This is a genomic window from Burkholderia sp. AU18528 (assembly GCF_002223215.2).
GTDB lineage: Bacteria > Pseudomonadota > Gammaproteobacteria > Burkholderiales > Burkholderiaceae > Burkholderia > Burkholderia semiarida.
The window spans coordinates 327,682-347,396 of record NZ_NKFC02000004.1; the positions used below are offsets into that span (position 1 = coordinate 327,682).

15 protein-coding genes are annotated in these 19,715 nt (G+C 59.8%); 9 read left to right on the plus strand and 6 right to left on the minus strand.

The window, feature by feature from the left end:
* The first annotated feature begins 33 nt into the window (after positions 1–33).
* Complete coding sequence (locus CFB52_RS04145; RefSeq protein WP_059574206.1) at positions 34–816, plus strand: ABC transporter permease; 783 nt, start codon at positions 34–36, stop codon at positions 814–816.
* A 10-nt stretch (positions 817–826) separates the two neighbouring features.
* Positions 827–1,576 carry an ABC transporter ATP-binding protein gene (locus CFB52_RS04150; RefSeq protein ID WP_059641972.1) on the plus strand — a complete coding sequence of 250 codons (750 nt, stop codon included), beginning with the start codon at positions 827–829 and terminating at the stop codon, positions 1,574–1,576.
* A 155-nt stretch (positions 1,577–1,731) separates the two neighbouring features.
* Here CFB52_RS04150 and CFB52_RS04155 read toward each other — a convergent pair whose 3' ends face one another.
* Genes CFB52_RS04155 through CFB52_RS04180 form a run of 6 tightly spaced genes read right to left on the minus strand, consistent with a single transcriptional unit; the run spans position 1,732 to position 8,445 of the window.
* Positions 1,732–3,087, minus strand: a complete 1,356-nt coding sequence (locus CFB52_RS04155; RefSeq protein ID WP_099316121.1) for a glycosyltransferase — start codon at positions 3,085–3,087, stop codon at positions 1,732–1,734.
* Positions 3,084–4,121 (minus strand): glycosyltransferase family 4 protein, encoded by a 1,038-nt coding sequence (locus CFB52_RS04160; protein ID WP_099316122.1) that lies wholly within the window; start codon positions 4,119–4,121, stop codon positions 3,084–3,086. Before CFB52_RS04160 ends, CFB52_RS04155 begins: the two co-directional genes overlap by 4 nt.
* Positions 4,118–5,152, minus strand: coding sequence for a glycosyltransferase family 4 protein (locus CFB52_RS04165; RefSeq protein WP_099316123.1), 1,035 nt, complete (start codon positions 5,150–5,152; stop codon positions 4,118–4,120). The genes CFB52_RS04160 and CFB52_RS04165 overlap by 4 nt, the downstream gene beginning before the upstream one ends.
* Entirely contained in the window at positions 5,152–6,255 is a 1,104-nt protein-coding gene (locus CFB52_RS04170; protein WP_099316124.1) for a DegT/DnrJ/EryC1/StrS aminotransferase family protein, read from the minus strand. Before CFB52_RS04170 ends, CFB52_RS04165 begins: the two co-directional genes overlap by 1 nt.
* A gap of 13 nt (positions 6,256–6,268) precedes the next feature.
* Positions 6,269–6,892, minus strand: a complete 624-nt coding sequence (locus CFB52_RS04175) for an acetyltransferase (RefSeq protein ID WP_089464591.1) — start codon at positions 6,890–6,892, stop codon at positions 6,269–6,271.
* Positions 6,889–8,445, minus strand: coding sequence for an FkbM family methyltransferase (locus CFB52_RS04180; protein WP_180278190.1), 1,557 nt, complete (start codon positions 8,443–8,445; stop codon positions 6,889–6,891). Before CFB52_RS04180 ends, CFB52_RS04175 begins: the two co-directional genes overlap by 4 nt.
* A 699-nt stretch (positions 8,446–9,144) precedes the next feature.
* Here CFB52_RS04180 and rfbB point away from each other — a divergent pair.
* From rfbB to CFB52_RS04215, 7 genes are all read left to right on the plus strand, one after another.
* The gene (rfbB, locus tag CFB52_RS04185) at positions 9,145–10,206 is read left to right on the plus strand and encodes a dTDP-glucose 4,6-dehydratase (RefSeq protein WP_059574202.1); all 1,062 of its coding nucleotides are present in this window, start codon (positions 9,145–9,147) and stop codon (positions 10,204–10,206) included.
* A gap of 11 nt (positions 10,207–10,217) precedes the next feature.
* A complete protein-coding gene (gene rfbA / locus CFB52_RS04190) occupies positions 10,218–11,111 on the plus strand; it encodes a glucose-1-phosphate thymidylyltransferase RfbA (protein ID WP_059574201.1) in 894 nt (297 codons plus the stop codon).
* Positions 11,096–11,647 (plus strand): dTDP-4-dehydrorhamnose 3,5-epimerase, encoded by a 552-nt coding sequence (gene rfbC, locus CFB52_RS04195; protein ID WP_099316126.1) that lies wholly within the window; start codon positions 11,096–11,098, stop codon positions 11,645–11,647. Before rfbA ends, rfbC begins: the two co-directional genes overlap by 16 nt.
* Positions 11,648–11,655: 8 nt before the next feature.
* Complete coding sequence (gene rfbD, locus CFB52_RS04200) at positions 11,656–12,540, plus strand: dTDP-4-dehydrorhamnose reductase (RefSeq protein ID WP_099316127.1); 885 nt, start codon at positions 11,656–11,658, stop codon at positions 12,538–12,540.
* Between the two features lie 225 nt (positions 12,541–12,765).
* On the plus strand, positions 12,766–14,211 hold the full coding sequence (locus CFB52_RS04205; RefSeq protein WP_059574198.1) for a mannose-1-phosphate guanylyltransferase/mannose-6-phosphate isomerase: 1,446 nt from the start codon (positions 12,766–12,768) through the stop codon (positions 14,209–14,211).
* 209 nt (positions 14,212–14,420) lie between these two features.
* The gene (locus CFB52_RS04210) at positions 14,421–15,995 is read left to right on the plus strand and encodes a methyltransferase domain-containing protein (RefSeq protein ID WP_257219956.1); all 1,575 of its coding nucleotides are present in this window, start codon (positions 14,421–14,423) and stop codon (positions 15,993–15,995) included.
* On the plus strand, positions 15,995–19,714 hold the full coding sequence (locus tag CFB52_RS04215) for a glycosyltransferase (protein WP_099316128.1): 3,720 nt from the start codon (positions 15,995–15,997) through the stop codon (positions 19,712–19,714). Before CFB52_RS04210 ends, CFB52_RS04215 begins: the two co-directional genes overlap by 1 nt.
* Position 19,715: the final 1 nt, after the last annotated feature.

Consider the following 19,715-nt stretch of genomic DNA (forward strand, 5'->3'; position numbering starts at 1 on the left):
GACGCCCCTATTCCTTCATTTTTGAAAGCTTGCATGCTGACCCTTTCACTTGCGGACCTAAAGAAAAGCATCACGGCGTGGCGGTTGTGGACCTTGCTCGGCTGGCTCGAAATTCGGCAACGCTATGCGCGTTCGCGCCTGGGGCCGTTCTGGCTCACGATCAGTATGGGTGTGATGATTTCGTCGTTAGGTGTCGTTTACGGCACGTTGTTCGGCCAGAAAATCAACGAATACCTGCCGTTTCTTGCTGCCAGCATCGTGCTGTGGGGTTTATTCTCGACGACGATCGTGGAAGGCAGCGTCGCGTACATCAACAGCGCGCCCTATATCCGGCAAATGGCCACGCCGAAACTGATCTATATCCTGCAGGTCGTGTGGCGAAACTTGATCGTCCTTACCCACAACTTCGTGATCGTCATCGCGCTGCTGGCGATCTACGGCGTGAAAAGTTGGGAGACGTTGCCAGTATTCATTCCGGCGTTGCTGGTGTACGTGCTGAACGCCACATGGATCGCGATGGTGGTGGGGCTGCTGTCGGCGCGCTTTCGCGATCTGCCGCAGATCGTGAGCGCATTGCTTCAGGTCGCGTTCTATGTGACGCCGATCATTTTCCGCCCCGATGCGCTTAATCGCTTCTCTTTCATTGTCGAGTGGAATCCGCTCGCGTATCTGATCGACCTCGTGCGTGGCCCGCTTATCGGACAGATGCCCAGTGAATTGACCTGGGCGATCACGGTCGGAATGGCAGCGATTGGATGGCCTGTCGCCCTGTTGATGACCGGACGTTATCTGAAGCGTATTCCGTACTGGGTCTGAGAGAAACGATATGGCGTTTATCGAATTACAGAGCGTAACGCTCGATTTGCCGATCTTCGACGTGCAAGGGCGTTCGCTCAAGAAGCAGGTGCTCAACATGGGGCGCCGCAACAGGATCGCCGAGGGCAACGACGGTGTGATCGTCGTGCGTGCGCTGGACGAAGTGAGTTTCCGTTTTGAGCGTGGCGACCGCGTTGGGCTGATCGGACACAACGGGGCGGGGAAATCGACATTGCTTCGCGCGATGGCGGGCATCTATCCGCCATCGTCTGGCCAGTTGTTGCGTGAAGGAAGCGTGGTGCCGCTCCTCGATATCGGCCTCGGCATGGACGAGAACTCGACCGGCATGCAGAACATTCGGCTCAGAGGGCTGTTGCTCGGCATGTCAGATGCGGAGATTCGGGAGAAGCAGCGCGAAATCGCTGAGTTCTGTGAACTCGGCGATTATCTGGACCTGCCGATTCGTACGTATTCCAGCGGGATGAAGGTGCGGCTCGCGTTTGCAGTGTCCACTGCAGTCGATGCCGAAATCCTGTTGCTCGACGAAGTGATGGGCGTCGGTGATGCGTCGTTCATGCACAAGGCGGAAGCGCGATTGGCCGATCTTCATAGCCGGGCCGAAATCGTCGTGCTGGCGATGCACTCGAACTCCGAAATCCGCAAGGTATGCAACAAGGTGCTTTGGATGGAGCGTGGTCGTGTACGCGCTTTCGGGCCGACGGAAGAAGTCGTGTCGGAGTATGAGGCGACGACGGCGTGACTTAGCGCATGCCGGGTCATGGGCCATCCTGCGCGCGGGCAGGATGTCCATGCAGGCTCGCATGCTTTAATGGCGAGCCAGGATGCATAAATCAACCGCTGGGCGGATAAACCGGGATGTATCGTTCGTTGCGGGCGCGAACCCGCAACGACAGTTCAGGTGAGTTGCAAACCGTTGGCTTGCGGCACGCTCCATGCAGGTGCGACCTCCGCCGATCTGCGTCCGCTGAAAATCTCCAGTGTCGCCAGATCTTCTTCGCGTAGCGGATTCGCAATCGTCGCTGACCAGCGCCCCGCAATTTCCGAGATCGAATGGCATGCGTCGATGACCGGTTTCGCGGCGAGCGCGCGCCGCGTCATGTCCGCTAGCGACCGCGCGTAGGCGGCTGCCGAGAAGGTATCGGTGGCCCAAAGCTGCGCTTTTTTGCCAATTGTCCTGATTTTTTCCCGATCGCGGATCAAGGCGGTCAAGCTGGACGAAATGTCGTTAATTTCATTCTTGACCGATACCTTCAGCACGTACTCGTCGGGAATCTCAGAATAGAAGCCGGCATCGGTACAGATGACGGCTTTTCCATAGAGCATTGCCTCGATCGCGGACGCAGATGCTGCTTCGAGCGTCGGCCAGCGCAAGCAACTGACGACGTCGCTCTCGGCGATCGTTTGCGCGAGCACAGCATCATCGACTTCTCCGACGATCACCAGATTCACACCGTGGCTTCTGGCCATACGAGACAGCGACAGCACTATCTCTGGCTGAACATGGCCCACGAGCTTGTAAGTGATGTTGTTTCGGAGCGTTGCACTCGCGCCAATCGCCGTGATAACGCTTTCGACACGCTTGTTCGAATTGACGTGCCCGATGGTCAGGACTTGCACGCGCCCACAGTCCTTGTGATGCGGGTGCCGTTCGGTCTGAGCAGCCGGCGCATCATAAGGGAGTGCTGACACGCTGACAGGCCCCGAGCACGCTTTCAGCACGCGATCGCATCCCCACGAACTGTGAGTGACGACGCCGAGCGCCATCGAGCAGATCCATTCGGTCATCGGCGAGTCTTCGCACGTGGCGTCGATGAACGCGTCGCCGTTGGTGTAGGCGAAGAAGCGCGCGGCAATCGCTTCACCGTACCAGTTCTTCAGGACGGCATTGGCCTCTGGTAGGTGTGACTGCGCCCAGCCGTAAAACAGATGTCCGAGGTAAAAATCGTGAAGGCATACGATACCCGGCGCCTTCGATATCCAGTGTAGGCAACCCTCATGAAAATCGTAGCTGTTGCCGATCTGGTAGACGCACATATCCGCCGACGCAGTGGCCTGCTGTACGCTCGTGAATTCGTTCCACGCAATAAGTGGCGCGTTGAATTCGTGCGTCGGAAGATCCAGAAACCGGACCGATTCCGTTTGCACAACGCTGACTTCGTGACCTTGCGCAACGAGCTGACGAACAACCAACGACGCCATGCGACCAATTGCCGAGCGTTTGATCGTCGGCGTGAAGATCAATAGCTTCATTGCAGGAGCGCCTCCACGGTTTGCGGCCAATTCACGCCCATGCTTTCCCACAACGCCTTGGCTGCCTGTCCATAAGTGTGTGCTCGTGCGGCGTTCTGAACGACAGCGTGCATGACGCTTGCGAGCGAGGCGGCCTCGGGTTGCGCAACCCACCCCGTCTCGTTGTGCTTGACGAGCCCTAGAATACCGCCGCTATCGTCGGTCGTGATCAGCGCCTTGCCGGCCGTCGCGGCTTCCATGGCAACGTAACCCAGCGAATCTTCGTCGAATGGCAGATAGGCCACGGCCGAGGCCTCGTTGATGTAAGTGGCATACACGTCGCGCGGCAGGAAACGCAAGTCGAGCTTGACGCGATCCGACAGGCCAAGCCGCTCGACGAGTTGATGCAGGCGCGTGCCGTCGGCCGGCGCGTCCGGCGGACCGGCGATGATCAGCCGTACTCCACGGTCGGTTTTCGCGAGCGCTTCGAGGAGGAGATACTGACGCTTCATGTCGTTTACGCGGCCACCTGCGAATACGTAGCCACCGGGCTCGCCTCCGGGAAACATCTCAGGATCATTGACGGGTGGAAGCAGGACTTCAGCGTCGAAGCCGTTGTACTGCTTGAGCCGACGTTGAGTCACCGCAGAGTTCGTGAAGATGTGGCGGCTTTCCGCAAAGCTTTCGTTATCGGCATTGCGGATCATTTCGCGCAATGCGTCACCTTCCGGGCCGGGCGGGAGATTGGTCTGGCCTGCATCGAACAGGTCATACGCCTGCCGGTATTGATGCAGCAGCCAAAGCGACTTCCGGTGGTGGCGAATCAGGTACGCCGGAAATTTGAGTGCGATGACGTGGTCCGCATTCGACAATTCGAACGCCCGCACCATCAGCATCTGCGACGGAATACGCGTTGCAGGTTCCCATCGGAACGGGATGCGGAGCACTTCGGCTTCGTGGCCGGCAATCACCAGGTTTCGCTGCAGATGCGCAGCCAACTCTTCCGCACCACCCCAGACGAACGGGGCCATATTGTTGACGACGAGCACCTTCATGCGAGCAACCTTTGGAGCACGTGTTCCCACGAAATGTTGAGCGCCTTCAGGCGTTTGGGTGCCGCTTTCCCCATTTGAATCGTTTTGTTTCGATCGAGATAAAGCCGATCCATCGCTTCCGCGAGTGCTTTGGGATCGGGATCTGCCACATAACCATTGATGTTGTCTTGTACCAACTCCAGCACGCCGCCGGAATCGGACACCGTCAAGACAGGCTTCTCGGCGTGACTGGCCTCGACGCTCGGATAGCCGTACGAATCCTCATCAACCGGGATATAGGCTGCAGCGAGACAATGGGCCAGTTGCTCGATCTTTTCCTCCTCGGAAATCCAGCGATCTTCCAGCAGTACCTTTTCGTCAAGAGCCAGAGCGGAAATGGTTCGCCGGAGGTCGTCTGCGTAGCCTTGCGATCCACTTTTGCCATAAAGGCGCAGCCGGACGGGCGTGGTGACGTATTGCATCGCTTCGATCAGCAGGTGCTGCCGCTTGTGATGTTCGATTCGGCAGATACACACGATATCGTTCGAATAATCCGCGCAGTGGAACCGTTCCGGCTCGAATACCGGCGGGTACAGGATTTCGCTCGGGACGTTGTTGTACTTGTCCAGGCGTTCGGATACGACGCGACTGTTCGTGAAGACCGCCTTGGCTTCTCTCAGACCCGCGTCGTCGACCTGTCGTAGCGCGTCGCGCATGCCCAGATGCTTTTGATCATCCGGGAAGCCCCGGTACGGCGAATCCCACAGATCATAGAATGCGCGCAGGTGATGGATAAACCATACGATCTTGTGCCGATGGGGAATCAGATGCGCTTGCGGCCGGAAACAGATGATCCGGTCAGCTGCGTCCAAGTCGATCCACCGATAGGCCATCATCTGTTTGAACAGCAGATCTGGAGCATCTGTCTCCGGCAGATAGACGCGCTCGACGCGATGTCCTTGCCTTTCGAGCATGATCTGAAGCCACTCGACGATGTTTCTGTAGCCGCCATTGACGAATGGCACGAAAGACGAAACAAGCGCAATCTTCATCAGTCGGCAAGAACCTGCTGCAGGCTGTCGGCAATGCGTTGCACGTCGGCCCGCGTTAAATCCTGATGCGTCGGCAGATTGATGCCGCGCTGCGACCATAGATCAGCGATCGGATAGGTCGACTCCTCCATGTAAGGCGGCAGCACATGCATCGGGTAAAACACCGGGCGCGTTTCGATGGCCATTTCGTCGAGGCATCGCATCACGTAATCCCGCTTGTGCTCGTCGCCTTCGCGCAAGAACACGTTGTACATCCAGAACACCTGCTTGGCCCAAGAAGCTTCGGACGGCAGGACGAGCTTGTCGCGCAGTTCATTCAGGGCTTCGTTGTACCAGCCTGCCAGGCGTTCGCGCTCGGCGAGCGCATTGTCGATGCCTTCCATCTGCGCCAGCCCGATTGCTGCCTGGATGTTGGTCATCCGATAGTTGTAGCCCACGACGGGGAACCAGTAGCGGCGCGTGGGGTCCATTCCTTGGCCGCGATACAGGCGCAATTTCGCTGCAAGCTCGTCGTCGTCGGTGGTGACCATGCCGCCTTCGCCGGTCGTAATGATCTTGTTGCCGAAGAAGCTGAAGGTCGCGCAGGTTCCGAGGCTACCGACACGCTTGCCGCGCACTTCCGCGCCATGGGCTTCGGCGGCATCCTCGACGACCCACAAGCCATGTTTTTTCGCGATCTCGTTGACGGCATCCATTTCGGCCGGGTGACCGTACAAATGGACGGGAATGATGCCCTTGGTCCGAGCGGTGATTTTGCGTTCGATGTCGTTTGGATCGATATTCATCGTGTCGGCGCTAACGTCGACGAGCACCGGGGTCGCGCCGCAATAGCGAACGGCGTTGGCAGTGGCGATATAAGTGACCGTCGGGATGATCACTTCGTCACCGGGCTGCAGGCCGAGAGCGACCAGCGCGAGGTGAAGGGCAGTCGTACCGTTGTTTGCCGCAATCGCGTGCTTGACGCCGCAAAATTTCGCAAATGCCTCTTCGAACGCCGGAATGTATTTTCCGTTCGAGGAAATCCAGTTCGTATCGAGGCAATCGAGAACGTACTTGCGCTCGTTTCCGGCCATCTTCGGCTGAGCTACCATGATTCGCTGCATATGAATATTCCTGTTACTTTATTTGTTTGGCGGGCACGCCAACGGCCGTGCAACCCTCGGAAATATTGCTAACCACAACGCCGCCAGCGCCGATGACAGCTCGCTCGCCAATGACGATTTCCGGAATGACCTTGGTACCGATGCCGAGAAATGTGTAATCGCCGACTACGACGTTGCCGGCCAGCGCGCTTTGAGGCGCGACATGCACCGCGCGTCCGATCCGGCAATCGTGATCGATCGTGGCACCCGTATTCACGATCGACAGGTCACCGATGCTTGCCTCTGCGTTGATCACGGCGCCGGCCATGATTGCTATACCCGAACCGATCGTCGCGCTCGGCGAAATCGTCGCCGACGGGCTGATCGCATTGACGAGCGTGTAACCGTGGCGCAGCGCCAGTGTCGCCAGGCGGTCTCGGAGCCTGTTGGCGCCAATGGCGATGAATACGCGCGCGTAACCTTCGTGCCTCAGCGTCTCTAGATTCTCGTCGCCCTTCAGCACAGGAACACCGACGCATTGTTCCGGACTGTCGGCTCCACCAATGCAGTAAGCCACGCGTTCGCCAGCCGCCTGCAGCAGTTCGATGCAGACTTTCGCATGCCCTCCGGCCCCAACGACAACAATTTCCTGCGTCATGCGTCCAACCTTTCCCAAACGCCCGAATTCTTTCGGCTGAAAAGCAAATTGATCGAATCACAGGCAAGCAGATTTTCGATGGTCCAGTGCTCCAGCACGCCGGAAACACTATTGATTGCTCGATATTGCAAGCCGTGCGCCGCAAAGGCATTCAACCAGTCGCCGGGCGCGATGCCTGTTCGCTTGAGGTGCGCCGGGCCGAATTCGACGATGATCGCGAGTTCCGTATTGCGCTCGATGAGTCCGGCTGCGGATTCGATGACTTGGAGTTCGGCGCCTTCCGCGTCGATTTTCAGAAGATCGACCTTTTGTGTGGCCGGAACGATGTCGTCTATCTTGACCACGGAGACTTCGACCGGCTCGGTATCCGTGCTCGTGCGTTCGTCAAGCGGGAAAAGGGAGTGGTGGCCGCTCGTCGCACCGAGAAACAGTTTGTGATGTCCGGTTTCGTTTGAGACGGCGGCTTGATGAATCTCCACCAGCGACGCAAACCCGTTCATCCACACGGACCGTTCGAGCAGTGCTTTGGTCGGCCCGAACGGCTCGAATGCAATAATCTTTCCTTGACCTTGCATCGATCGCGCTGCGGCAAGCGTATGGAGTCCGATATTTGCGCCCACGTCGATGAAACAGTTTCCTGGCTCGACAAGCTTTTCGATGAGCAGTCGTGTACCGCGTTCCAATTCGCCGGTCTCGAGCAGGGAGGCAAGAAGCGCGTGATCGTTCTCGGCGCAAAGCGCGAAGCCGGCTTCGGTTCTGACAAGCACGGCACCATTGCCGCAGTTGACGGCGACTCGGCGAGCCGTTGCGTGGCTGTAAATCTCGATACGGTCCAGCTTGGGATTGATGTTGGCAAACCACTCGTCAAGCCGTTGCGTCGTTTCGGACACCGCTTGTTGGGTTTCGAGATGGGTCAGACTATGGGACTCGAGCGCCTTCTGATGCGCAGCAACGATTTCCTGGCGAAGGGGGACCTGCGTGTCCCGGAATTCCTGTGCGGTCGTCGACGTTGCCTGTCGAATTTCGTGGGTGAGCGCCTGCCGGGTCGTCAGTACATCCCCTTGAATCGACGCTTGCGCCTTCTGAAGCTCCTGCACCATATGAGCGGTCGCTTTCTGCAATTCCTGATGAATTGCAGATTGAGCGTGATGGATCGCCGACTGGGAGGCGAATGCATCCTGCAAGAGCTGGTGGCGAATCTCCTGCAGCTTGGTCAGGTTTGCCGACAGGGAGTTCTGAATTTCCTGGCGGAAGTCCTGCTGCAATTCAGCCATCAGATACCGGCGCGCCCTGAGCGCGATGGGGCGGATAGCGGGTTTGAGAAGCCTGTACGTGATTTGCGCCAGCGGGCGCAGCAGTTTCTTCACCTGTTGCCGGATGCTGGTATGCGTTGGATGCGTCGACGCGATGGCGTCGCTTTCGCCCGGATGAGCGGAGGCCGGGGGCGCGTTTCCTGTCGCCGTCGCCTCGTGCTGATGGGCGCGCGCGTCTCGTTTCGTTGTCGATGCAAAGGCAACGCCGACATCAGCGCCAAGCCTCAGATTTTTTTTCATTGGGGAATCCCGATCCGGCGTGTCTGGAACTTCAAACTTCAAAGTGAGTCGTGCGGGAATGCATCCGATGTTCCGGGTTGGCGTGTCCGACGACCAGTTCGGTGGCATGCCTGCGTCAGAAATGCGACGAGGATGTCTGATCCGCATGATGCGTTGCAGGCCATCCTTGAAACGATAATTATCTCATTATGTTCCGGGGAACTCCAAACGTGCTCGGCTGCATGCACGCGTCATCGCCGGTTCACATCGCCGTGCTTGTCTCGATAGTGCGCGGCAGTAGGGATCCGCTTCCCCGAAAAAACACGAGAACATTGGGACGCGTCGGAGTGCGCACGGGGTCGCGTGGGGCCTGCGGCAGTACGACTCCGAAGGCATGGCACGTATCATTTCGTGATTGTGCGTCCGGCTGGATCGACCCCGTTGGAGCACGATATATTCGCCTTAACTGCATGATTATGCAGGATTTTTTGGGCGTTGCGGTGGGGCCGGAGCGTTGTTTCGAGTTGTTAATGGCATGGCCCTTGCGCCGGGGTACTTCTTATAATCGCCGGTCCGTCGCAAAATTCGCATTTCTTGACTTTGATACCTACGGTGACCGGTTAAAATCCGGGCCTGACGAGGCTCGGGCGTTGCCACCCGTGATATGTCATGCGACGAGCGCCCCGACCGGGCGTGCCGCACATTTCTAGAGGGAGTCCCATGATTCTGGTGACGGGCGGTGCGGGTTTTATCGGTGCCAACTTCGTTCTCGACTGGCTACACCACCACGACGAACCCGTGCTCAATGTCGACAAGCTGACCTATGCGGGCAATCTGCGCACGCTGCAGTCGCTGATCGATAATCCGAAGCACGTATTTGCGCGTGTCGATATTTGCGATCGCGCCGCGCTCGACGCACTGTTTGCCGAACACAAGCCGCGTGCGGTCGTGCACTTCGCCGCCGAAAGCCACGTCGATCGTTCGATCCATGGCCCTGCCGATTTCGTGCAGACCAATGTGGTCGGCACGTTTACGCTGCTCGACGCGGCGCGCGCGCACTGGAGCGGGCTGAGTGATGCCGACAAGGCCGGATTTCGCTTCCTGCACGTGTCGACCGACGAGGTATTCGGCTCGCTATCCCCGACCGATCCGCAATTCTCCGAAACGACACCATACGCGCCGAACAGCCCGTACTCGGCGACAAAGGCCGGCTCCGATCATCTGGTGCGTGCCTATCACCATACGTACGGCCTCCCGACGCTGACGACGAACTGCTCGAACAACTATGGCCCATATCAGTTTCCCGAGAAGCTGATTCCGCTGATGATTGCGAACGCGCTTGCGGGCAAGGCGCTGCCGATCTACGGCGACGGCCAGAACGTGCGCGACTGGCTGTACGTCGGCGATCATTGCAGTGCCATCCGCGAGATACTTGCGCGTGGCGTCCCGGGCGAGACGTACAACGTCGGTGGCTGGAACGAGAAGAAGAATCTCGACGTCGTGCATACGCTGTGCGACCTGCTCGACAGCGCGCGTCCGAAGGCGACGGGTTCCTATCGTGACCAGATCACCTACGTGACGGATCGTCCAGGCCACGATCGCCGCTATGCGATCGACGCGCACAAGCTCGAACGCGAACTGGGGTGGAAGCCGGTGGAGACGTTCGAGACGGGGCTGGCGAAGACGGTACGCTGGTATCTCGACAATCAGGCTTGGGTTGACGATGTCGTATCGGGCGAATATCGCAAGTGGGTCGAGACGAATTACGCGCAACGCACTTGAGGGCATGGCCGATGGCACGTAAAGGCATCATTCTCGCGGGCGGTTCCGGCACGCGACTGTATCCGATCACGCATGTCGTATCGAAGCAGCTCCTGCCGGTCTACGACAAACCGATGATCTACTATCCGCTGTCCACGCTGATGGTGGCCGGGATCCGCGACGTACTCATCATTTCGACGCCGCAGGATACGCCGCGCTTCGAGGCGATGCTTGGCGATGGCAGTCAATGGGGGATGAATATCCGCTACGCGGTGCAGCCGTCACCGGACGGGCTCGCGCAGGCATTCATCATTGGCAGGGAATTCATCGGCAACGATCCGTCGGCGCTGATTCTCGGTGACAACATTTTCTACGGGCACGATCTGGCGAAAAAACTGGAGCGGGCGGACGCGAAGGAGTCGGGCGCGACTGTGTTCGCATATCACGTGCAGGATCCCGAGCGTTACGGCGTCGTCGAATTCGACACGCAATTTCGCGCGCTGTCCATCGAGGAAAAGCCAGCCGTGCCGCGCTCGAATTATGCGGTGACAGGCTTGTACTTCTACGACAATCAGGTGTGCGACATCGCCGCCGATATCAAGCCATCCGCGCGTGGCGAACTCGAGATCACTGACGTGAATTCACGCTATCTCGCCGATGGCAAGCTCGACGTCGAGATCATGGGGCGCGGCTATGCCTGGCTCGATACCGGCACGCACGATTCGTTGATCGATGCGGCAACGTTCATCGCGACGTTGCAGAAGCGTCAGGGGCTCGTTGTTGCCTGTCCCGAAGAGATCGCCTATCGCAGACAGTGGATCGACGCGGATCAGTTGCGCAAGCTTGCCGTGCCGCTGGCGAAGAACGGCTACGGGCGCTATCTCGAACACGTTCTTTTGGATCAGGTCGCATGGCAATTCAAGTAACGGCAACGGCGCTGCCGGAAGTCAAGATCATCGAACCGAAGGTGTTCGGCGATGCGCGTGGCCATTTCTATGAGAGCTTCAACGCGCGCGACTTCGCGGAACACGTGGCGGCGGGCGTCGAATTCCTTCAGGACAATCATTCGCGCTCGACAAAGGGGGTGCTGCGCGGCCTTCACTACCAGATTCGGCACGCGCAGGGAAAACTTGTGCGCGTCGTGGAAGGCGAGGTATTCGACGTCGCGGTCGATATCCGCAAGCACTCGCCGAATTTCGGCAAGTGGGTCGGCGTCGTGCTGTCGGCCGAGAACCATCGGCAGGTATGGATTCCGCCCGGTTTTGCGCACGGCTTCGTCGTGCTGTCCGACACTGCGCAGTTCCTGTACAAGACGACCGATTACTGGTACCCGGAGCACGAGCGCTGTATCGTGTGGAACGATCCTGAGATCGGGATCGAATGGCCACTCGATGTGGCGCCATTGCTGGCGCCCAAGGATGCCGCGGGCGCACGACTCAGCGAAGCCGAGGTGTACGTTTGAGGCCGGATATGAGGCAGCAGTCGACGATTCTCGTGACCGGGGTAAACGGCCAGGTTGGTTTCGAATTGTTGCGATCGCTCCAGGGGCTCGGCCGAGTGGTGCCGTGTGACCGGTCGACGCTCGATCTTTCCGATCTCGATCGTGTGCGCGCTTTCGTCAGGGATCTGAAGCCGTCCCTGATCGTGAATCCGGCCGCTTATACGGCGGTGGACAAGGCAGAGAACGACATCGAGCTTGCGCGACGCCTGAATGTCGACGTGCCGCGCGTATTTGCCGAGGAGGCGGCGCGTAGCGGCGGCGCGCTGATTCACTACTCGACCGATTATGTGTTCGACGGTGCGAAAGCGGGCGCGTATGTAGAAACCGACGCGACGAATCCCCTGAATGCATACGGAGCGACGAAGCTCGAGGGCGAACACGCGATCGCGGCGACCGGATGTGCGCATTTGATCTTGCGCACGAGCTGGGTATATGGCCGGCGTGGCAGCAACTTCCTGCTGACGATGCTGAGGCTGGGCGCCGAGCGCTCCGAGTTGCGGGTCGTTGCGGATCAGGTCGGCGCGCCGACCTGGGCCAGGACAATCGCTGCCGCGACGTCGCACATCGTCGCCCAGGGCGTTGCATCGGTTGACGCCGACTGGTGGGCGCGCCAGTCGGGTATCTACCACTTTACGTCTGCCGGCGCGACCTCCTGGTGCGGCTTTGCCGAAGCGATATTCGCTATCGTGATGGCTTCGCGCGCGCCGAGGGTGGTGCCGATTTCCTCGGATGACTATCCGACGGCCGCAACGCGGCCGGCCAATTCGCGAATGGCACTGGGGAAGCTGACGGCGGCATTCGGCTTGCAGATGCCGGATTGGCGCGATGCATTGCAACTGTGCTTGAGCGAATGACGCGCCGGGCGAGACGGGTTGCGGGCGCCCGGGAATGCCCCGGCCCTCCCCGGTGGTTGTTCGGGGCGCCCCCGGCCGTTTCCGGGGAAGGTGGTTCGCCGGCTATAATTCTCCTTTCGGCCCGGTCCGATGCGACCCGGCTGACACCGATGCCGGCGGTGTACTGATGCAAATGGCGAAGGCCTCGACCTTGCCAACGGATACTAAATTTCTGGAGTGAATGCGATGTTAATCCCCGTCATCCTGTCCGGTGGTGCTGGCACCCGACTGTGGCCAGTTTCCCGCGAAGGGCATCCCAAACCGTTCATGAAGCTTGCGGATGGTGAAAGCTTGCTCCTGAAAACCTACCGTCGGGCGGCAGCGGCGATCGGCAATGATGGGGAATCCGAGCGTGGAGAACTGTTGACGGTCACGAACCGCGACTACTACTTCATGAGCAAGGACGAGTTCGGCTATGCCGCGCTCGGCAATCAGCAGTCCGGTGTATTCATGCTCGAGCCGACCGGTCGCAACACTGCGCCTGCGGTGGCGATGGCGGCGCATCACGTTGCGGACAAGTACGGGCGCGACGCGCTGATGTTGGTGCTCGCAGCCGATCATCTGGTGCAGGATCAGCAGGGTTTCTCGGCTGCGGTCGCGAGCGCGATCGAACTTGCGAAGCAGGACAAACTGGTCACGTTCGGCATCGTGCCGACGGGGCCGGACACGGGCTTTGGCTACATCGAGGCGGGGGATCGCGTCGGGGACGGCCGCGTGGCGCTGCGCTTCGTCGAGAAACCCGACGCAGTGAAGGCTGCCGAATATGTCGCAGCCGGCAACTACCTGTGGAACTCGGGCATGTTCTGTTTCAAGGCCGGTGTGATTCTCGACGAGATGGCTCGTCATGCCCCGGACGTCGCGACGGCCGCCGATGAATGTTGGGCGTCGCTGCAGTCGGACAAGGGTTCGGCGCAGATGCTCGAGATTCCCGCCGAATCGTTCCAGAAAATGCCCGACATCTCGATCGATTATGCGGTGATGGAGCGTTCGTCGAAGGTTGTGGTCGTGCCGTCCAGTTTCGGCTGGAGCGATATCGGCTCGTGGGGCGCTGTGCGCGACCTGACCGTGCCGGACCAGGACAGCAACCGGGCCGTCGGCGAAGCGATCTTCGTCGATAGCCGGAACACCTATGTGCAGAGCCAGGATCGTGTCGTCGCGGCGGTTGGCGTCACCGATCTGATGATCATCGATACGCCGGACGCATTGCTGGTCGCGAGTCCGGATCGCGCGCAGGACGTGAAGCAGGTGGTAGCCCGCCTGAAGAAGCAGAATCACGATGCCTACAAACTGCATCGCACGGTGAGTCGCCCGTGGGGCACGTACACGGTGCTGGAGGAAGGCCCGCGCTTCAAGATCAAGCGCATTGAAGTCAAGCCGGGCGCGAGCCTCAGTTTGCAGATGCATCATCATCGCAGCGAGCACTGGATCGTCGTGTGCGGGATGGCCAAGGTCGTCAACGGCGATCAGGAAATTTTCGTTCGGACCAACGAATCCACCTACATTCCCGCCGGTCACAAGCACCGCCTCGAGAATCCCGGTGTGCTGGACCTCGTGATGATCGAAGTGCAGAGCGGCGAGTATCTCGGCGAAGACGACATCGTTCGCTTCGAAGACGTATACGGCCGGGCTTGATGCCGGGAATGACGCCAGTCCTTCGGATCTAGCGGGGCTCATGGCGTGAAGCGCCAAGCGGGAATTCCAGTCCAGGTTCGGAATTCCGGCTTGGCGCGGCTGTGCCGTTCTTGACCAGCGATGGCCTGCTCGCGGCGCAGGCGTGCCGCGGGTCTGATGTCGACATATCGCCGCACTGTTGTGCGGGCAAGTTGCCGTGGAGCACATGCGTGAAAGCGCTGGGCTGCGCCCGGAACGCGTTCACCCGTGACGTCAACCTGATCCAGGAGCCGCGCTTCTCGCGGTGCTACTTGCCGGTGGTGGATAATTTCGTCGATGTGGCCTGGCTGCTGGACGATGGTGAGGAGTTTGTCTTAGTGGATAGCTTTTATCGCGCGTTTGAAGATCAGCATCGAGGCTCAAGGGAACTGATCAAAAGTCGGCTGGCGAAATACCGGCCGTTTATTGCACCCCTTGCGACGCTCTATCCGGGCGGAAAAGCGTTCGATCTGGGTTGCGGTCGCGGTGAATGGCTGGAGTTGATGGGCGAGTCGGGGTTCGCCGCGATCGGCGTGGACCTCGATGGCGACATGCTGGAAGCATGTCGGGAGCGCGGTCTGTCGGTATTTCAGGGCGATGCCATCGAGTATCTTGCTGCGCTCGACGCCAATAGTCACGCGCTCGTTTCAGCGTTTCACGTTGTCGAGCATGTGTCGTTTGAGCAAGTTCGACGAATCGTCAGCGAAGCGTTGCGCGTACTGAAGCCGGGCGGTCTCTTGATCCTCGAGACGCCGAACCCCGAAAATATCGTCGTCGCGGGCTGCAATTTCTATCTGGATCCGAGTCACGTTCGTCCGATTCCTTCGGAACTCCTGAGTTTCGTGGGCGAGTATGCCGGATTTGCCAGGGTCAAGCGAATTCGACTGCAGGAGTCCCCTGCGTTGCAGGAAGAGGGGGCGCGGGCCCATCTTATGGATGTGCTCGGCGGTGTCAGTCCGGATTACGCCATTGTTGCCCAGAAATCCTGCGGTGAAGCCGACGCGGCATTTTTCGACGCAGCATTCGATGCCGATTACGGGCTGTCGCTGGCCGAGCTTGCTGCGCGTTTCGAGGCAGGGGCCGCCCGGGCGCACGAGCATGCCGCTGAACAGATCGAGCAGACGCGGAGCGAAATCGGGCGCCTTCATCAACAGACCCAGAGCGAAATCGGGCGCCTTCATCAACAGACCCAGAGCGAAATCGGGCGCCTTCATCAACAGACCCAGAGCGAAATCGAACGCCTTCATGGCGAACTTGGCTTGACTCGCGAAGAAGTGGACGGCACCCGCCGTGAACTGATGCGGGCCGTTGATGAGCTTGCGCAGATCCGCAGCGACCTGGGCCGTGTCCGGGGCGATCTGGCGCAAGTGACCGGCGAACTGAGGCGGGTCCAGGACGACGCGCAGCACGCCGCGGAGCGATTGCAGGCGGTCTATGGCAGCACGTCTTGGCGTGTCACAGCGCCCATGCGAAGCGCCGTCACGTTCGCTCGCGGAGCGAAAGCGACGTGCAAATCCGGCGTGAGGCGTGTGCTGTTCCGAAGCGTCGCGTACGTCAATCGCAACCCTCGTCTGCGACGATTGGCGGTGCGAGCGCTGGGCGCGATGCCTGGTGTGAAGCAGAGGCTCGTTCGGATCATCGTGGGGGCGCCTGCGCAATCGATGCAGAGAAAGCCGATCGATGATGACGGTTTGACACCCCGCGCGCGCGAAGCGTACATGGCGCTCAAGTCAGCGTTCGCGCCGGACCATGGGGATACTGAATAATGCGTATCGTTGTTGACATGCAAGGGGCGCAAAGCCTCAATTCGCGCAATCGCGGCGTGGGTCGTTACACCGAGTCCATCGTCAAGGCGATGATCCGGAATCGCGGCGACCACGAAATCGTACTTGCACTGAATGGCGCGTTCGAGGAGTCCGCGCGGGTCCTGCGCGAGCAGTTCGAGGCATTGCTCCCGGCGGAGAACATTCACGTCTGGTATGCAGCAGCGCCCGTCGCGCATGCGGATAAAGCCAATGGCTGGCGTCGCCACGCCAGCGAATTGACCTATGAAGCCTTTCTGACGAGCCTGAAGCCTGACTTCATTTATATCGCCAGCTTTTTCGAAGGCTTCGGCGATGATTCGATCACCAGCATTCACGCGCTTCAGACCAACGTCCCGGTCGCCGTCACGCTGTACGACCTGATTCCATACCTCTATGCCAAGCCTTATCTGGAGAATCCTCTTTTCAAGGATTGGTACCTCGAGAAAATCGAACATCTTCGACGCGCGGATTTGTGGTTGGCCATTTCCGAATCGTCTCGCTCGGAAGGGATCGAACATCTGAATTTCTCGCCCGAGTGGTCGGTCAACATGTCCGCCGATGTCGACGCATGGTTCCGTCCCGAGCAGATTTCTGCCGAGCGCGAAACTGCGTTGCGAAGCAAATACGGGCTGACGAAACCGTTCGTGCTCTATACGGGGGGTATCGATCACCGCAAGAACGTCGAAGGCATGATCCGCGCGTTCGCATTGCTGCCGTCCGAGTTGAGGAAGTCGCACCAGTTGGCGATCGTTTGTTCGATTCAACCGGCTAGCCGTGATGCATTGACGCGCCTGGCCCGGCAAGTCGGCCTGGACGCGGCTGATGTCGTATGCACGGGCTTTGTGCCGGACGAGGATTTGCTGTCGCTCTACAATCTGTGCCGCTTGTTCGTCTTTCCTTCGTGGCATGAAGGTTTCGGTTTGCCGGTGCTGGAGGCGATGCGTTGCGGCGCGCCCGTCATCGGCGCGAATACGTCGAGCGTTCCCGAGGTGATTGGCTGGGAGGAGGCGCTGTTCGATCCCAAATCCGACGACGCGATTGCGCAGCACATGCAGCGTGGCCTGACGGACGAGGGTTATCGTCAGGCACTGATCGAACACGGGATGCGTCAGGCGGGCAAGTTCTCGTGGGATCGCAGCGGGCGGTGTGCGCTCGATGCAATCGAGCGGCGGCGTCGGGCTTGGCTCGCCGAAACGCGCGAGCCGGAAGTCCAGTCGAAACGGCCCAAACTGGCCTACGTGTCGCCGATGCCGCCGGCCCGCACCGGGATCGCCGACTACAGCGCCGAATTGCTGCCGGAACTGGCGCGCTTTTACGATATCGACGTCATCGTCGATGCGCAGGCAGCGCGGGAAATACGGCTCGACCAGTTCGCGCCCGTCTCGGTCAAAACGCCGGCGTGGCTGCGCAAACATGCGGCTTCGTACGATCGGGTGCTCTATCATTTCGGCAACTCGTCATTCCACGAGTACATGTTTTCGCTGCTGGAAGCCGTGCCGGGAGTCGTTGTTCTGCACGATTTCTTTCTCTCGGGCGTGCTTGCGCACATGGCCATTCACGGGAACCGTTCCGACGCTTGGTCCAAGGCACTGTATGACGCGCACGGGTACGTCGGCCTGCGGGCACGACATCTGAGCGCGGATATTGCGGACGCTGTCTGGGAGTACCCGTGCAGCTTGGGCGTGGTCCAGAAGAGCCTCGGCGTGATCGTCCATTCTCCCAATTCACTGCGGCTCGCCCGTCGCTGGTACGGCGGGGACGTGGCAGACTGGACCGTCATTCCTCACATGCGCGATGCGCGTATCGCGTCGCATGGCGAGGATGCCCGCGACGCGCTGGGGATCGGCAAGGACGATTTCGTGGTGTGCGCGTTCGGCGGCCTCGGGCCGTCCAAGTTGAATCACCGGCTGCTTGATGCGTGGGGCCGATCGACCCTCGCGCGCGATAGGGCCTGTCATCTGATATTCGTCGGGGAAAATCAGCCGACCGAGTATGGCGAGAAACTCGCGCGCACCATTCGGCAAATGGGAGATCGGGTCCGCGTCACCGGTTGGGCCGATGCGCAGATGTTCCGGCGGTATCTGGCGGCAGTCGATGTCGGCGTGCAGTTGCGTACGCTGTCTCGCGGCGAGACGTCCGGGACGGTGCTGGACTGCATGAATTACGGCAAGGCGACGATCGTCAATGCCAACGGAAGCATGGCAGACCTGGATCGCGAGGCGGTATGGATGTTGCCCGACGAGTTTTCCGACGAGCAACTGGTCGAGGCGCTGGAAACGCTGCGCTCGGATCCGGCACGCCGGCAACGGATAGGCGCGCGCGCGCGGGACATCATCGTCAACGCCCATGCGCCCGACGTTTGTGCACAACAGTATCGCGACGCTGTCGAGCGGTTCTATCTCCAAGCGAATGCGAATCCGGTCGTATTGTCTCGCGCAATCGCGCTTCGCGCCGGTCAAGCCAGCGATGACCAGTTGCGCACGTGGGCGCTGAGCGCGGCGAGGAGCTTTGTTCCGCGCAACAACAAGCGGCAATTGTTGGTCGACATCTCCGAGCTCGTGCAGGTGGACGCCAGAAGCGGGATCCAGCGTGTGGTGCGCAATCTGCTGAAGGAATGGCTGGATTCTCCGCCCGACGGCTTCCGGGTGGAACCGGTGTACGCCACGACCAAGGACTCCTATCGCTATGCGCGTGAGTTCACGATGAGGTTGATGGGGTTCGACGACGGCTGGCTGCAGGACGAGCCGATCGACTATGCGGCAGGAGACGTATTCGTCGGTCTGGATCTGCAACCGCGGGTCGTGCCAGCGCAGCGGGCGTTTTATCAAACCATGCGATTGCAGGGTGTGCAGGTCAAGTTTGTCGTCTACGATCTGCTCTGCGTGCTGCTCCCTCAGTACTTCGTTCCTGGCGCGGCCGATGGGTTTACGGGATGGCTCGATGTCGTGGCGGAGAACGATGGCGCGTTGTGCATTTCGCAGGCTGTGGCGGCGGATTTGTCGTCATGGCTCGCAACGCACGCTCCGGACCGCGCACGCTCGTTCGAGATCGACTGGTTCCATCTCGGGGCGGATATCGAAAATTTCGCGACGTCTTCGGAAATCCCGCGGGACGGAAGCAAGATGCTTCAACACCTGCGTAATGCCCCGACGTTCCTGATGGTGGGGACGCTGGAACCCCGCAAGGGGCATGCTCAGGTACTTGATGCGTTCGAGCAGCTGTGGCGCGACAATCAGAACGTCAATCTGGTCGTCGTGGGGCGACAGGGCTGGATGGTGGAGGACCTGGTCGCCCGCCTGCGGGCGCACACGGAGCAGGGGCGCCACTTGTTCTGGCTGGAAAATGCCTCGGACGTCTATTTGGAGAAAATCTATGGGGCAAGTTCGTGTCTGATTGCGGCGTCCTATGGTGAAGGCTTTGGTTTGCCGCTGATCGAAGCCGCGCAACATGGATTGGCGATCATCGCGCGCGATCTGCCGGTGTTTCGCGAAGTGGCTGGCGAGCATGCATTCTATTTTTCCGCGCAAGACGGGCGTGAGCTGGCGACCGAGATCGAGGCATGGCTGGTGCTCCGAGCGCAGCAGCAGGAGCCTTCATCTCGCGGTATGCCGTTCCTGACCTGGGCGCAGAGTGCTCGCCAATTGGCAAAAATTCTCATGCGCGATGAAGCGTATTCTTAAA

Excerpts from the sequence above, each read along its gene's own strand:
- rfbA (WP_059574201.1), top strand. The coding sequence starts at position 10,218 with ATGGCACGTAAAGGCATCATTCTCGCGGGCGGTTCCGGCACGCGACTG.
- CFB52_RS04215 (WP_099316128.1), top strand. The coding sequence starts at position 15,995 with ATGCGTATCGTTGTTGACATGCAAGGGGCGCAAAGCCTCAATTCGCGC.
- CFB52_RS04145 (WP_059574206.1), top strand. The coding sequence starts at position 34 with ATGCTGACCCTTTCACTTGCGGACCTAAAGAAAAGCATCACGGCGTGG.
- CFB52_RS04170 (WP_099316124.1), bottom strand. The coding sequence starts at position 6,255 with ATGCAGCGAATCATGGTAGCTCAGCCGAAGATGGCCGGAAACGAGCGC.
- rfbD (WP_099316127.1), top strand. The coding sequence starts at position 11,656 with ATGAGGCAGCAGTCGACGATTCTCGTGACCGGGGTAAACGGCCAGGTT.
- CFB52_RS04155 (WP_099316121.1), bottom strand. The coding sequence starts at position 3,087 with ATGAAGCTATTGATCTTCACGCCGACGATCAAACGCTCGGCAATTGGT.
- CFB52_RS04205 (WP_059574198.1), top strand. The coding sequence starts at position 12,766 with ATGTTAATCCCCGTCATCCTGTCCGGTGGTGCTGGCACCCGACTGTGG.
- CFB52_RS04165 (WP_099316123.1), bottom strand. The coding sequence starts at position 5,152 with ATGAAGATTGCGCTTGTTTCGTCTTTCGTGCCATTCGTCAATGGCGGC.
- CFB52_RS04180 (WP_180278190.1), bottom strand. The coding sequence starts at position 8,445 with ATGAAAAAAAATCTGAGGCTTGGCGCTGATGTCGGCGTTGCCTTTGCA.
- CFB52_RS04175 (WP_089464591.1), bottom strand. The coding sequence starts at position 6,892 with ATGACGCAGGAAATTGTTGTCGTTGGGGCCGGAGGGCATGCGAAAGTC.
- rfbB (WP_059574202.1), top strand. The coding sequence starts at position 9,145 with ATGATTCTGGTGACGGGCGGTGCGGGTTTTATCGGTGCCAACTTCGTT.
- rfbC (WP_099316126.1), top strand. The coding sequence starts at position 11,096 with ATGGCAATTCAAGTAACGGCAACGGCGCTGCCGGAAGTCAAGATCATC.
- CFB52_RS04150 (WP_059641972.1), top strand. The coding sequence starts at position 827 with ATGGCGTTTATCGAATTACAGAGCGTAACGCTCGATTTGCCGATCTTC.
- CFB52_RS04160 (WP_099316122.1), bottom strand. The coding sequence starts at position 4,121 with ATGAAGGTGCTCGTCGTCAACAATATGGCCCCGTTCGTCTGGGGTGGT.